The sequence below is a fragment of the Acinetobacter radioresistens DSM 6976 = NBRC 102413 = CIP 103788 genome (assembly GCF_006757745.1).
Taxonomy (GTDB): domain Bacteria; phylum Pseudomonadota; class Gammaproteobacteria; order Pseudomonadales; family Moraxellaceae; genus Acinetobacter; species Acinetobacter radioresistens.
In genome coordinates this window covers 1,157,873-1,172,191 of sequence record NZ_AP019740.1, presented here as the reverse complement: position 1 = coordinate 1,172,191, position 14,319 = coordinate 1,157,873, and the positions used below count along the sequence as shown (strand labels likewise).

The 14,319-nt window shown below is 39.8% G+C and carries 10 protein-coding genes; 1 reads left to right on the top strand and 9 read right to left on the bottom strand.

Translation table 11 applies throughout. The features are described 5' to 3' along the window. Positions 1 to 4 precede the first annotated feature (4 nt). Genes ACRAD_RS05375 through ACRAD_RS05365 form a run of 3 tightly spaced genes read right to left on the bottom strand, consistent with a single transcriptional unit; the run spans position 5 to position 2,662 of the window. Positions 5 to 769 carry an iron ABC transporter ATP-binding protein gene (locus ACRAD_RS05375; protein ID WP_005025526.1) on the bottom strand — a complete coding sequence of 255 codons (765 nt, stop codon included), beginning with the start codon at positions 767 to 769 and terminating at the stop codon, positions 5 to 7. Then, on the bottom strand, positions 754 to 1,716 hold the full coding sequence (locus ACRAD_RS05370; RefSeq protein WP_005025524.1) for an iron chelate uptake ABC transporter family permease subunit: 963 nt from the start codon (positions 1,714 to 1,716) through the stop codon (positions 754 to 756). Before ACRAD_RS05370 ends, ACRAD_RS05375 begins: the two co-directional genes overlap by 16 nt. After that, positions 1,709 to 2,662, bottom strand: coding sequence for an ABC transporter permease (locus ACRAD_RS05365; protein WP_005025520.1), 954 nt, complete (start codon positions 2,660 to 2,662; stop codon positions 1,709 to 1,711). The genes ACRAD_RS05370 and ACRAD_RS05365 overlap by 8 nt, the downstream gene beginning before the upstream one ends. 451 nt (positions 2,663 to 3,113) lie before the next feature. On the opposite strand from ACRAD_RS05365, the gene ACRAD_RS05360 reads away from it, so the two are divergent. Continuing rightward, complete coding sequence (locus tag ACRAD_RS05360; protein ID WP_005025518.1) at positions 3,114 to 3,599, top strand: Lrp/AsnC family transcriptional regulator; 486 nt, start codon at positions 3,114 to 3,116, stop codon at positions 3,597 to 3,599. A gap of 124 nt (positions 3,600 to 3,723) precedes the next feature. On the opposite strand, the gene ACRAD_RS05355 is transcribed toward ACRAD_RS05360, so the two are convergent. The 6 genes from ACRAD_RS05355 to ACRAD_RS05330 form a co-directional block, all read right to left on the bottom strand. Beyond that, the gene (locus ACRAD_RS05355) at positions 3,724 to 3,942 is read right to left on the bottom strand and encodes a hypothetical protein (protein ID WP_010700166.1); all 219 of its coding nucleotides are present in this window, start codon (positions 3,940 to 3,942) and stop codon (positions 3,724 to 3,726) included. A gap of 398 nt (positions 3,943 to 4,340) precedes the next feature. Continuing rightward, positions 4,341 to 5,585 carry a PDDEXK-like family protein gene (locus ACRAD_RS05350; protein WP_005025516.1) on the bottom strand — a complete coding sequence of 415 codons (1,245 nt, stop codon included), beginning with the start codon at positions 5,583 to 5,585 and terminating at the stop codon, positions 4,341 to 4,343. Between the two features lie 131 nt (positions 5,586 to 5,716). Further along, entirely contained in the window at positions 5,717 to 8,356 is a 2,640-nt protein-coding gene (locus tag ACRAD_RS05345) for a bifunctional aconitate hydratase 2/2-methylisocitrate dehydratase (RefSeq protein ID WP_005014764.1), read from the bottom strand. Positions 8,357 to 8,791: 435 nt separating this feature from the next. Continuing rightward, positions 8,792 to 9,151, bottom strand: a complete 360-nt coding sequence (locus ACRAD_RS05340) for a hypothetical protein (protein WP_005025514.1) — start codon at positions 9,149 to 9,151, stop codon at positions 8,792 to 8,794. A 92-nt stretch (positions 9,152 to 9,243) separates the two neighbouring features. Next, the gene (locus ACRAD_RS05335) at positions 9,244 to 9,600 is read right to left on the bottom strand and encodes a hypothetical protein (RefSeq protein ID WP_005025512.1); all 357 of its coding nucleotides are present in this window, start codon (positions 9,598 to 9,600) and stop codon (positions 9,244 to 9,246) included. Positions 9,601 to 9,792: 192 nt separating this feature from the next. After that, positions 9,793 to 14,307, bottom strand: a complete 4,515-nt coding sequence (locus tag ACRAD_RS05330) for a translocation/assembly module TamB domain-containing protein (RefSeq protein WP_005025509.1) — start codon at positions 14,305 to 14,307, stop codon at positions 9,793 to 9,795. Between the last annotated feature and the right edge of the window lie 12 nt (positions 14,308 to 14,319).

Sequence of the window (14,319 nt, the reverse complement as noted above, 5' to 3'; positions counted from 1 at the left end):
TCTCCTAGCTAATAAAGTACAGACCAAGTTTGTGTTGCTGAACTTGCTGAATTGGAATCGCAAAATCAAAAATATGCTGCAGTACATTTTCCTGCATAATCTGTTCGGGTGTGCCCTGATAAAGTAACTGTCCATCTTTCATGGCAATAATCTGGTCGGCATAGACCGAGGCAAAATTAATATCGTGTATTACCACAATAATTGACTTGCCATGATTCACCGCCAAGTCTTTCAGTACCCGCATAATTTGTGCAGAGTGCTTCATGTCCAGATTGTTTAAAGGTTCATCCAGCAGGATATAATCTGTATCCTGTGCCAGAACCATAGAAATATAAGCTCGCTGGCGCTGGCCACCTGAAAGTTCACTCAGCTGTTTATGCCGTAACGGTTCTAGTTCCATGTAGGCGATTGCCTGATCAATAATCTTTTGGTCTTCAGCTTTTAAGCGGCCCTGTGAATAGGGAAAACGTCCAAAAGCCACTAAATCTTCAATACTTAAACGTAATTCCGTATGATTGGACTGTTTAAGAATTGCCAGCTTTTTAGCAATCTCGGTACTTCTCATCTGCTGTATATTCTGGCTATCGAGCAGAACGTCGCCGGTATCAACCTGAGTCAAACGGCTAATCATTGACAGCAAAGTACTTTTGCCTGCCCCATTTGGCCCGATAAAAGCAGTAAACTGTCCTTTGGCAATAGTAAGCGACACATCATTTACCACCTTCTGCCCGTGATAGCTTTTGCTTAAATTTTTCAGCTCAATTGCCATTTTTTATTTTCCTTCAACAAAATCCAGAAGAAATAAATTCCACCGACAAAATTAATAATGACACTCAGCGTCGTTTTAAAATTCAGCACATGCAGGACAATAAACTGCCCAATGACCAGAGACAGGACACTGACCAGAATGATGCCAGGCAGCAGAATATAATGCTGATGGGTTTTAAAAAGTTCTAAGGTAATATTGAGTACCAACAGACCCAGAAACATCATAGGTCCAGCCAGCGCAGTTGCTGAGGCCAGCGCCAGAACTACCAAAATCAGCAAAATACGGCTGGTTTTATCGTAATCCAGCCCCAGATTAAGAGCATGGTCACGGCCCAGTGCCATAACGTTCAGACGGTGATGGTGTTTAAAGCTATAAAGTAAAATTGGTAAAATAGTGAGTAAAGCTAACCCTACGGTTTCCATTTTCACTATGTTAAAACTGGCAAAACCGGCATAAGCAGCTATCTGGAACTCATCCGGATCGAGCAATACCTGAAAAAAGGTGGTCATATTGTCAAACAATGTTGAACAGATCAGGCCAACCAAAAGTAGAAAGTAGATATTCTGTTGCGCGACTTTCTGAAAAATAAAACGGTAAAGCAAGAGCGCAAAACTGACCATTAATAGCAGGCTAATCAGGTAATCAGTCACAAAATTTATTGACAGTAAGGTACTTGCACCAAAGAAATAAATGATCATGGTTTTAGACAGCTCATATAGCTTGTCTAAACCTAATGCCTGAGGAGTCACTACGCGGTTATTTACAATAGTATGAAACACTAAAGTAGATACCCCAACCGCTATGCCAGCAACAATAATTGCCATGATAGTCTTTAAACGGAGCTTCACAGCAAACTGCCAGCCTGTGCCCAGATTCCAGCCGAGATACAAGGTAACCATAATGATTACAGCAAAGCCCAAAACCATCAGTTTGGTACGGTTATGCATAACGGTACCTCCGTAGCAAGAGCCACAAGAAAAGCACACTGCCCAGTACACCCATAATCAGACTTACTGAAACTTCGTACGGATAAATCACTATACGTCCAAACAGATCACAGACCAGTACCAATAAAGCCCCTAAAATTGCAGTATGCGATAAAGTCTTGCGGATATTATCTCCGAGATACAGACTTACAATATTGGGAACAATCAAACCTAAGAATGGGATAGCTCCAACTGTGACGATGACTACACCAGTAATGACAGATACCAGAACTAGTCCTAAAAATAAGATCTGTTTATAATTGAGGCCTAAATTAGTTGCAAAGTCTTCTCCGATACCTGCCAGCACAAAGCGATTGGCCAGAAAATAACTCACTATTAAAATGGGTACACTTAAATAGATCAGCTCATATTGACCATTTAGAACGGTTGAAAAGTCTCCCTGTAACCATCCCGCCAGATTTTGTAACAAGTCCATTTGCAAAGCGATAAAAGTCGTAAATGCAGAAATAATACTGCCAAAGATCATACCAACCAGAGGAACAAAAACGGTATCCCGATGCTTGAGTGTGGCTAGAATACTCATAAAAACCAATGCACCGGCCAATGTAACTAAAATTGCAAAACCGGTTTTAATAAAAATAGAAGCGGCTGGCAACAGGATAATCGAGATGAGAACACCTAACCGGGCACAATCATAAAGACCGGCTGTAGTTGGGGAAACAAAACGGTTCCGGCTGAGTGACTGCATAATCAGCCCACAAACACTCAGCCCTGCACCTGCAACTAAAATGGCCATTAAGCGTGGTAAACGGCTGGTCCAGAATAATTGCCATTCATGAATATTGCCTGTCAGTAATCCGGTAATATTCATTTCGCCCACACCTGTAAATAACGAAATAACAGCAAGAGGAACAAGCAAAAGAAACAGGTAACGGCGTTTAATCATGGCAGGGAAATAACATGCGAAGTTAAAGCAAAAAGAGCGAAGTAATTAAGAAAATATCACAAATGAGAATAATTATCTTTAATATTAATATTTTAAATTTTAAGAATGACTACTTATATTAAAAAATTTTATTTTTATCAAAAACTTAAATTAAATTAAACTCGAAGACAGTTTTGTTTAAGTTTGTAATTATTAATTTTATTAAATTATATTTTAAGTTTTTAATTTTATAAAATCAGTTAGAGAAACTCATAGCCCTTTTAAATCACCCTTATTTAAAAGAGCTATAAGTTTAATCAAAGCCTTTACCCAATTGACTCTGATTTTATGACAATAGTGTATCGTTAAATTTTACAAAATATCTCCCGAATTTCCTGTTAATTTTGCTTATATACAGTACAAAAATGAAGTATATTAAGTATTAACAGAATAATTTTCTATAGTTTGAATTTTGAACAGCACAGATTACACACTAGATAAAATAGACCGAAAAATTTTATCGGCTTTAAGACAGGACGGCCGTTTAACTATCGCTCAGCTAGCTGAACAAGTTGGACTTTCTTCTTCACCTTGCTGGACTCGGCTTAAACGCCTTGAATCTTTAAAAATTATTGAAGGCTATACTGCCAATATTAATCCTAAAGCCATTGGTATTAATGAGCTGTTCTTTATCGAAATTACACTTGAACGGCATGATGATGAAATTCTGGACCAGTTTAGTGAGGCCTTAGCGAATATGCCTGAAGTCGTTGAAGCACATCTGGTAACTGGCGATTATGATTATCTGGTCAAAGTAGCAGTTAAAAACTCAGAACACTATGAGCGTTTCTTACGTAAAAATTTATATTCTATGAAGGGGGTTCGTCATACCCGTTCAATTTTTGCTTTACGTCCTCTAAAACTGGCGAATAATGCAGATTTACTCATGATTGAATAAGTTAAAGGCTAAAAAGCTATCCCGTATATTTAAGCTATGTATATTTTGCTATTTTTAATAACAAAGAAGTACCTTGTATAAGCAGCTTCTCATTATAGGGCTTTTTAATCTCTAAAATTTCAGCTCAGCTTTCAATGTCGTAGACCCAGTTTCTGGCCTTTTGGTTTGTAGTAGCTTCACAGATGTAATAGTCATAATTCCAAGCGTCTTGATGGAAAATTTCCTTCTTATGATAAGTCACTTGTCTGCCATTTTCGACACAGATAAAGCTGTCACCTTGGTCTTTAACTTGGGTTCCATTGAGGAACCCACCAATACAGAGGAAGCGGGATTGTTTAGACATTCTCTTTTAAACTAGCATATTTAAGGAAATTTAATAACTTATTGCCTATATTTTAAAGATTATTTAAATATAGAAAATATTAATTAACTTTAAATTTTATAGTGTGAACCCTTTTTTAAAAAATATGCTTAAAATTTAACTCTAAAAAATCAGTAAATTTCCGAGTGGCTCTCTTTTTTAAGCCTAATATCTATATAGTCATATAGTTTATTCACTTGATTGTTATAAATTATTCACCTGCGAGGAATTTCATCATATTTAAACTTATGAAGTTTCTATCTTAAGGTCCGCTGAATATTCCACATATATATGTATAAGTATTATCAATTAGATTAATACTTGACATATATATGGAATACTAATAATTTGATTTTGATAATACTAAAAAATTCTTATTTTTATAGCTTTAAAATAATATCCATTTCCTGCAACCTATCCTTAATGAAATTATCTAGAAAATTATTATCTTTAACAGCCAATAATTTAAATGCATCACCAGAAAAATTTCTTAGATTTTCTATACCTTTGCTAATTAGACCCTCAGGGATTTTTTTCCATTGTTTAGCTTGTCCCCATGTTGGTAGTAGATGTTCTAGATCATTCAAATTAAGATGACACTCTTCTGATAATGTGATCCCATAATGTAAATTATCTTTAGCTGCTACAAACAAAAAAGTAACATGAAGATTTTTTTTGCTTCTTAATACACAACCAATAACATTCCTTTTACTTTCTGGATTAATATTACTAAGCTGCTTAAACCATTGTTGGCAATTTTTAAATGTGTAATGTATATCTTGGAATTCAGGAGATATTTCATAATTTCCTGTTTCAATAAATTTATGTTCAAAATATGCAAATAATTTAAAAAGTAAGTCTCCTCTATAATTACTACTGTTAAATTGATTAGAGATTTGCTTAATCGCCTGAAGTTCGTTCGGTGTCATTTCTAATAACATATTTTTTAATTCTTTATTTACAGTTACCAGCTCATTAGTCAACATTCTGAGTAATTTAATATACTGATTAAGAGCTGACTGAAGATTTGTTAGATGATTAAATTGAGACTTAATATCCTCAAGCCATGAAATAATATCTATCTTATAGCTTAAACATCTTAAATTTATATTAATTAACTCATTATTAGTTTGAATTAAATACTTATTATCAACTTTTTTAATATTACCTAATGAAGAAAAACTTGGCTCATTTCCAAATAGCGTTAAATAAATCAATAATGGTTGCTTTTTAGCATAATTTTTACAAAAGTTAAAATATCTTTGTAATTGTTTAGATTGATCGACAGCATAAATTTTATTTTCCAGAATAATTATCTGCTCTTCATTTTCAATCATTAAATCAATCTGGCCATAATCATTAAACCTTTGCTCCTTTTTTGTTTTAATATTACCTCTAATCTTAAAATCTAATTTAAAAAACTCTACAAAACTTTTTAAGAATAAATCTTTTTGCCCATGTGTTCCCTCAGGATCTAATAACTCTTTCAAAATTGGAGTATGGGTGAATACTTCACTATTTGATACTCCACAGATTTTCAATAGATTGAAGTTATTACCATGACTATTGTTTTCTTCTAGAATATTTAGAGTGGACTGAATGATCTGACTAATTTTACTGTTCATTTATCTACTCGAAAAATAAGGGCTGATTACTCAGCCCTTATTTTTAACTCATCTTATCTTAATTTTCAAAGAAAATCAGAGCATTGCTTTTACACTTGGGAAACGCCTTTCGGCTTTTTCCCTCTCGCTTATTAAGTTAATTGAGCAGCAGAGATCTTTTTAGTGTCAACCTTGCTTGCTTCAGATGTATAGTCAGACATCTGGTCAAAGTTCAGATACTTATAAATATCTGCTGCCATGCTATCAATTTGAGAAGCATACTGCTGATATTCTTCCGGTGTAGGAAGTTTACCCAGTACAGCAGCCACAGACGCCAGCTCAGCAGAAGCCAAGTAAACATTTGCACCCTGACCCAGTCGGTTCGGGAAGTTACGGGTAGATGTTGAAACAACAGTAGTATTTGGTGCTACACGTGCCTGGTTACCCATACACAGTGAACAGCCTGGCATTTCAGTACGTGCGCCAGCTTTACCATAAGTGTTGTAGAACCCTTCTTCCATTAACTGACGTTCATCCATACGAGTTGGAGGAGCCAGCCACAGACGAGTAGATAAAGAACCACCAGGTACTTTGTCTAGAAGTTTACCCGCTGCACGGAAGTGACCGATATTGGTCATACAAGAACCGATGAATACTTCATCAATCTTGTCACCTTGTACCTGAGAAAGCAGTTTTGCATCATCTGGATCGTTCGGACAGCAAAGAATAGGTTCTTTGATATCAGCCAGGTCAATTTCATATACTTTAGTATATTCAGCATCAGCATCAGCTTTAAGCAAGCTTGGGTTAGCAAGCCATTTTTCCATGTTTTCAACACGGCGTGCCATAGTACGAGCATCGCCATAACCTTCAGAAATCATCCATTTTAACATGGTGATATTTGAACGAAGGTATTCAGCAACTTTCTCTTCAGAAAGCGTGATCGCACAGCCAGCAGCAGAACGCTCAGCAGAAGCATCGGAAAGTTCAAATGCCTGTTCAACAGTCAGGTCATTTTCCATTTCTGACAGGTCGATCTCAAGAATACGACCAGAAAAAATATTTTTCTTACCTTTCTTCTCGACAGTCAGGTCACCTGCCTGAATTGCATAGTAAGGAATTGCATGTACCAGATCACGCAGGGTGATACCAGGCTGCATTTTGCCTTTAAATTTCACCAGTACAGACTCTGGCATGTCAAGAGGCATTACACCAGTTGCAGCAGCAAATGCTACCAGACCTGAACCCGCCGGGAATGAAATACCGATTGGAAAACGGGTATGTGAGTCACCGCCAGTACCTACAGTATCTGGAAGAAGCATACGGTTTAGCCAAGAGTGGATAATACCGTCACCTGGACGCAGAGAAACACCGCCACGGTTCATGATGAAGTCCGGAAGCGTATGCTGCATCTGTACGTCTACTGGTTTTGGATACGCAGCTGTGTGACAGAAAGACTGCATGACCAGGTCCGCAGAGAAACCTAAACAAGCCAAGTCTTTTAACTCGTCACGAGTCATAGGGCCAGTTGTATCCTGAGAACCTACAGTCGTCATTTTCGGTTCACAGTAAGTACCCGGACGAACACCTTCACCTTCTGGAAGACCACAAGCGCGACCTACCATCTTCTGGGCCAGTGTAAAGCCTTTACCAGTATCTGCTGGCTGTACAGGTGTACGGAACAGTGTAGAAGGACCAAGGCCCAATGCTTCACGTGCTTTCGCTGTCAGGCCACGGCCAATAATCAGGTTGATACGGCCGCCTGCACGTACTTCATCTAGAAGTACTGGAGTTTTCAGTTCAGATTCAGCGATTTGTTCGCCGTTTTTGAACGCAGTAACTTTAGCTTCGTCTTTATTGACTTTAAGAACGATTTCATCGCCCATGTTCATTTCAGAAACATCGATCTCAACTGGTAATGCACCAGCATCTTCCATCGTGTTAAAGAAAATAGGAGCAATTTTACCACCTAAGCACACGCCACCATCTTTTTTGTTTGGAATGTGCGGAATTTCTTCACCAAAGAACCAAAGCACAGAGTTGGTTGCAGACTTACGGCTTGAACCTGTACCAACTACGTCACCTACATACGCAACCTGGTTGCCTTTAGCGATCAGGTCTTTAATCTGGCTTAATGGACCAACTTCACCCTGTTTTTCAGGATTGATACCGTCACGTTCATTCTTCAGCATTGCATTTGCATGTAATGGAATGTCTGGACGGCTCCAGGCATCCTGTGCTGGAGACAGGTCATCAGTGTTGGTTTCACCTGTTACTTTAAATACAGTAATTTTGATTTCTTCAGGAACATCTTTACGGCTAGTAAACCATTCAGCATCTGCCCAAGATTGTAAAACTGCTTTTGCATTTGCATTTCCAGCTTTAGCTTTATCTGCCACGTCATGGAATGCATCAAATACAAGAAGAGTTTTTTTCAGTGCTTCGGCAGCCAGTTCAGCCAGTTCAGCATCATCAAGTAATTCAACTAAAGGGGCTACGTTATAACCGCCGAGCATTGTACCTAACAGGTAAACTGCACGCTCTTTAGAAATTAATGGAGAGGTCGCTTCACCTTTTGCCACGGCAGCCAAGAAAGCAGCTTTTACATAAGCTGCTTGATCAACACCTGCGGGAACTCGGTTTTCAATCAAGTCAACCAGGTATGCTTCTTCACCAGCAGGTGGATTTTTTAACAATTCAACCAGCTCAGCTGTTTGAGTATCGTCAAGTGGCTTCGGTGGGATTCCGAGTGCGGCACGTTCTTCAACGTGTTGGCGGTAAGCTTCTAGCACGGTGTAATTCCTCTTTTTTAAAAAATTACTTGTGAATTCCAGCTTCTTCAAAGCTTCACAAATAATATGGACTGTAAAATTTTACTAAAATTCCCGATAAAAGTTAATGCAAGTAAAGTGTTTCTTTGTGATGCCCATTATTTTATAACTAAATGTTATTCATATAATCTCTCAAGTGTCTTGGATCTTGAGCCTCTGTCTCTACTAAAATTTTGACCGTCGTCAGATGACAGTATAGAAGGTTAAAGTGAAGAAAAATTCTTTTCTCCAATTATCTTTAGTCGGGTTGGCAATTTCTGAAAATTAACTGTGCATTTTGCTTTCAATAAATACATTTAAAGCTAGTTTTATTTTCAAGATTTAATCTAAGCACTACCAAGGAGCCCAAGCATCTTACTTAAAATACTTAGGCTATTTTATAAAGTTAGATATAAGTTATAGTTTTTTATATTGTGGCATCCGGTCATGTGGTGTACTCAGGCACTGTTCATAGGCCTGCTGTTTAAATTTTTCTTGTACATCAAGTTTTGCCTGCTTACCCTCAACTCTTGGCTGAAGATAAGCCTGATCCAGAATTTTAAGAATCATTTCTTTGATTAGTGGATCTTCCACACGGTTAGCATGCTCCAGTGCCCGAGCTTTATCAATCCCAGACTGGCGGTCTAGCATGATTGAACGTGCAGCATTACCTAGACTGGTACAAAAGCCTTGCCACTGCTGCTCAGGCGTTAAAGGGGGTTTCTCGCTACAGGCAGCCAAAAGTAAAGCAGTACCTATTACAATAATTTTCTTCATCTGCACTCTCCTCTTGGCCCGTATCATACCCAACTTCAATGCTATATAGCGAGCATTTAGCCCTCAAAAGCCGAAGCCCTGATCATTTAGAGTTAATCACCATAACTTAAGTACCGGGCATTATAAGGTTGCCAGTACTGTGCTTTCGTTTTGATTAATATATAGATACCAATAGCCGTACCGATGGGAAAACTAAAAAGTAAAATAATACCAAGTAAGCGAGACAGGCGCCGACCATAATCTGTGCCATATTTGACTTCAATTGCGGCTCGGACATGAGCCAGTGCCAGCATAACCAGCAACACTATAAAAGCCAGATTAATATATTTCTTTTCAGGCACCTGCGGAAAATACAGTACAAAAAATAGTAGGATGAAAATAGCTGCGACATACAAAATGGCTACAGCACGATGCATGCGATACACCCCGGGATTTCGTATCACGAGCATACTCATTCTCCTGATTATTCTATTATGGTTTCATTATTGTTCTCATATTAAGTATATAACTTATTTAATGAGTTATTGTACGAAATAGTGGATAAAAATATTTGAAATTTCATTTACTTTTACCGTTTAGAATTTGCAAAAAAACAGGACATTTTCGAAAGAATGTCCTGTTTGTCTATATTTGAAAACAGATTAAAAACGCCAGTTATAAAATAGATCTATAGCACGTTCTAGCGACTGGCTCGCCTCCAGATATAAGCGACGGTTCACCTGGTAACGAACGGTAAGTGTATTAACCGGTGTAAATACCCCAACTCCATAACGGATATAAAGGTCAGGCGTAATATAACCGGTCAGGCTCACTTGAGTATCATCTCCGGTGCCCTGTGCATCTAGCGCCAGACCACTTAAACCAAAAGTACGCCCAATCTGATTGGTAAAGGCACGTGTACCACCCAGCCCCAGACTGATACCCGCTGCTGCAATTGTATTATTTACATCGGATCTAAAGCCTTCTGCATTATTCAGACCAGTTGTACCTTCATTAATTCGCCCGGTAAGTATCGCATTTAATGCTTCCTGCTCAGAAAGTCCAGCATCATTATAAATCTGGATATTTGGACTGGATGCTGTACCCGTCACACGTACCCCGACAGTACTGCCCTGAACATTTTTACTGGCTTCAACATCAAGTGACGGGTTAGATAGAGGACCATTAAAACGTGCAATTGCCCGATTCAAGTCCAGACGCTGGCCATACGCTTCAATTTTTACTTGACGACTCACCCCGATGGCACCATTAGCATTCATTGCAGTCTCCAGACCGCGCTGGGTCAGATAAACCCGGCCCAACAGTGGAATACGACTGTCAAAGCCTTGAAAGATCACCTGATCACCCAGATTGACCTGCACATCGGCACGGATATCCCACGGTCGGGCTGAACGCAGGATTGAAAGCTGATCCTGGCCTTCCTGTACTACACGAACATCTGAAGATACATTTACTACTGGCGCACTGGATTCCGGCATAGAAATAAGCGCGCGTGGCACATCAATCTTACCTTTAAGTGTCAAACGCTTACTCATTGGCAATACGTCTAAAGATACTTCCGGAGTCACTACAGCAGTTACCAGAGGAGCCTGACGGATGAGCAGATTCTCACCCTTCAAACTGAGTTGAATTCTCGGATCATTACGCCAGTCCACACTACCCGTTAAAGAGCCTACTCCACGGCCACTGTTGAAAGCACCATTAATGGTGGCCTGATCTTGACGGATAGCTGAATAAACTTGGATATTGGTCAGATTTACTGGCAGTGAAATCATGCTGATAGCGCCGTCTTTTAAGCGTAGATCTCCATTAAATTCTGGCTGGGTTAAGTAACCACCAATTTTTCCGGCAAGTGATAAAGTACCACTAAGTGAACGCACATCCTGAATAAATGGCTTAAGTACACTGAGCTGAATCCGGTCAAAAGCGACTTCACCACGCATTGGCATCGGGGTCTGATAAGGATTAATAACCACGTTTGCATAACCTGTACCAATTGCTGGGGTGGTTACATCAAGACGTAATTGCAATCCTTCACTGATACTCTTGGCAATTACACTCAGTTCATCATAACGTACAGCCGTCGATACTTCCTGCGGATCTTCCGCAGCCATACCGATTTCACCATTTCGGGTAACCAGCCGCGCATCAATTTTCGGTTTACTTCCTTGCGCCCATGATGCTCTTGCATACCCATTCAGTTTCCCGGTAACTGCCAGACCTTCCGGCATAAATGCAGCAAAATCATTCAAATCAAGATTAGTTGTTACCAGTGAGGCACTGCCTCTGGTTTTACTCACACGCAAAGGTTGATCCAGACATAATCGACTTTGCTGACTGGCCCAGCAATGCTGCCCAACATAAAGTTCAGTACGCGCAGCCGAATAAATTACCGGAGCATTTTGCTGCTGAACCAGATGTGTACGTGTCGAGTTGAAATCCCCTTGCTGTATCTGGCCTAACCAGTCATTTTGTGTATTAAAACCACCTGCCAAACGTACAAAAAAACGAGTATGGCGGTTATTTGCCTCAGCTGTCATCACATGGGCTTTACGGGTACCCGCAATCCGAATCACTCCTTCACGAATTTCTCGGTCACCACGGCGCAGGTTTTCAAGACGTCCAGTCAAAACTGTAGGTGCTGTATCTGAAGATGGCAACTCACCTCGAACCGAGAGCTTGCGTATACTGAACAGATTGTTCAGTGCCAGATTATCCACTACCAGATTTGTAGTCAGTCTTAAGCGGGGTTGAGCCTGTAAATTAACATAGCCATAAGCACGACCACGTAAGCCGCTGTATAGCTCATATAATGCAGGCGCATTAATTTTGATTCTCAGGTTCTGGGCATTACCTGTTGCCTGTACCTGATTTTTACCATATGCCAGAAACAAGTTATTAGCTTCAAACTGCTGAGGCAAAAGACCTTGCTCTCTGGAGTCAATGACTACCGCCAGATTGCCCCGTCCTCGTACAGGCCGGTTATTAATAAATCCTGCAAGATTTAGTTTCTGAAGGTTAATACGTTTTAAAGTATCTGACCAAACCCCTTGTGTCTTGATATTTCCAGACAACTCACCCTTAACGCTAGAAACAAAATAGTGCGGTTTAAACCGGATTAATGAAGCATTCAGGTCCCAGCTTATTCCATTTTTCAAATTAAGCAGACCATTAGCCTGTATTTGTCCGGCTATTCCCTTGTGTTGCAGCTCTTTAATTCGTATAAGTTCTGGTGTACCTGACATGCGTAATTTCAACAAGCCCTTACCTTGGTTAAAGGCATTAAGCGAACCATCGTAATTTACACCAAAACCGCGTAGCCCTCCGCCAGACTTCTCATCCCGGAATAGCAAGGCAATATTACTGTTACCACTGAGCTGCACAGTTTCCTGCTGATTTTGGGCCAGTCGACCAGACAGATTGATATTCTTAAGTTGAATAATCTGCTGGTTTGGCCGTGCATAGCCGCTACCGCTGACTGAACCATTTAATAAATTGACAGGTGCACTGGCAACAACAGTTTGCGGATTAAAGTTCTGGGCTTTTATAAAAGCATTCCAGCTTAACCGACGCTTCTCATGCGGAAGTAAAACTTTGGCATGCCCACTCAGACCACCTTGAGCTGCCTTATAGCTGAACGCAGGTACATTGAGAATATTATTTTTCAGATTGAGTTGAGCATTATATTGACCCGGTGGCAACATACCTTCTTCATTACGGCGGACTACTGTTGCCACATGGATATTCTGCTGACCTTCGACCAAGGCTAGATTAACGCGGCCGGATTCACTGCTTAACCAGCCCACATAAGGTACGGCACGATCAATATTATTCCAGCGCACATCCAGCAACATAGGTTGTGGACGCCCTGTCTCCCCAGCCTTTTGGTCCAGTTTCAAATTCCAGGTTTCATAACGGTCAAAGTCTATAAGACCAGTAGCATGCAACCCGTTTTCCAGTGTACCGCTAGAAGCAAGATTTGCATCTAAAGAGGGTGGCAAGAAATCTCGTACGGCTTGAGGCAAAATTTTATTATCTGGATTAAGGCGGTCTGCACGGCCTTTTAAATCCCAAGTTACCTGTTCGTCCCAACCGACTCTGCCTGCCAGATTAATTGAACCGCCCATTAGCTGGCCATTTAAATTGGTAATATTAAGCTGATTGACTAAGTCAGTATTCATCAAGGCATTATATTGACCTTTAGGAATATCTTTACCGCTCAGATCGGTATTTATATCTAGATCAAGCTGTTTAATATCTCCATTAAACTTTGCTACGCCTTTTTCACTGAACAGTTTCTGCTCGGTCATTAAAGGCCAGTGATAATTATTCAACTGTAGCTCACCAAACATAGGCACATGTTCACGTACCGGATGCAAGACTACCCAGCCAGTAAGCAAATCTGGAGTATTAGTGGCCACACCCGCCTGAATACTATCCAGACTGCCCTTAGCTACTATTTTAATATCATGAATATTAAGGTTATTTCTTAAAGCGGGAATATTCAAATCGCCAATGGCATTTAATGGATAATTACCTGAAAAGATAATCCGGCCTGTTGCATTGCGCAGACTTAAATAGCCCATATCCATACGTGAACGCTCGAAGTTCAGCTCAGTACCTGACCAAAGAGCATCATTTAATTCAATATTATAAAAATCCACTGCAGAGGTGGTGGTTTTAATCAGTAAATGGTCAACTGTTCCATTATCTACCCGAAGTACAAAAGGAAGTTTAATATCTTTAAATTCAAATGGTTTACCATCAGAAGGTTTATTATTAATCACCTGTAAATTACGCACGTCGGCATAATTCAAATGCAGTTCTTTTTGCAGTATTGCCCGCCATCCCAAAGTAATCTCGGCGCGGTCAATTTTTACATCGACCTGTTTCACCTTAACCAGAATATTACGCAGTGTAATGCCGCGCAGTAAGTTCCCACCTTCATATTCATATACAATAAAGGTCTGTCGCTCCAGCACCCGGTCCAGTAAAAATTTACTGCCGCGGTCTGTAGAAAACATAATCCCCAATGCGGATGCCAAAAGCAGTATCACAATCAATAAAGCAAAAAGTGCACTACGAATTACACGTTTACGATGATTTTTTTTAGGTGCTGGAGCGGGTGAATTTACCCGCTGTTCTGCATCAGCCATAATATTCCCGAG

Coding starts and splice junctions, on each gene's coding strand:
- ACRAD_RS05375 (WP_005025526.1), bottom strand. CDS start 769: ATGGCAATTGAGCTGAAAAATTTAAGCAAAAGCTATCACGGGCAGAAG.
- ACRAD_RS05370 (WP_005025524.1), bottom strand. CDS start 1,716: ATGCATAACCGTACCAAACTGATGGTTTTGGGCTTTGCTGTAATCATT.
- ACRAD_RS05365 (WP_005025520.1), bottom strand. CDS start 2,662: ATGATTAAACGCCGTTACCTGTTTCTTTTGCTTGTTCCTCTTGCTGTT.
- ACRAD_RS05355 (WP_010700166.1), bottom strand. CDS start 3,942: ATGTCTAAACAATCCCGCTTCCTCTGTATTGGTGGGTTCCTCAATGGA.
- ACRAD_RS05350 (WP_005025516.1), bottom strand. CDS start 5,585: ATGAACAGTAAAATTAGTCAGATCATTCAGTCCACTCTAAATATTCTA.
- ACRAD_RS05340 (WP_005025514.1), bottom strand. CDS start 9,151: ATGAAGAAAATTATTGTAATAGGTACTGCTTTACTTTTGGCTGCCTGT.
- ACRAD_RS05335 (WP_005025512.1), bottom strand. CDS start 9,600: ATGCTCGTGATACGAAATCCCGGGGTGTATCGCATGCATCGTGCTGTA.
- ACRAD_RS05330 (WP_005025509.1), bottom strand. CDS start 14,307: ATGGCTGATGCAGAACAGCGGGTAAATTCACCCGCTCCAGCACCTAAA.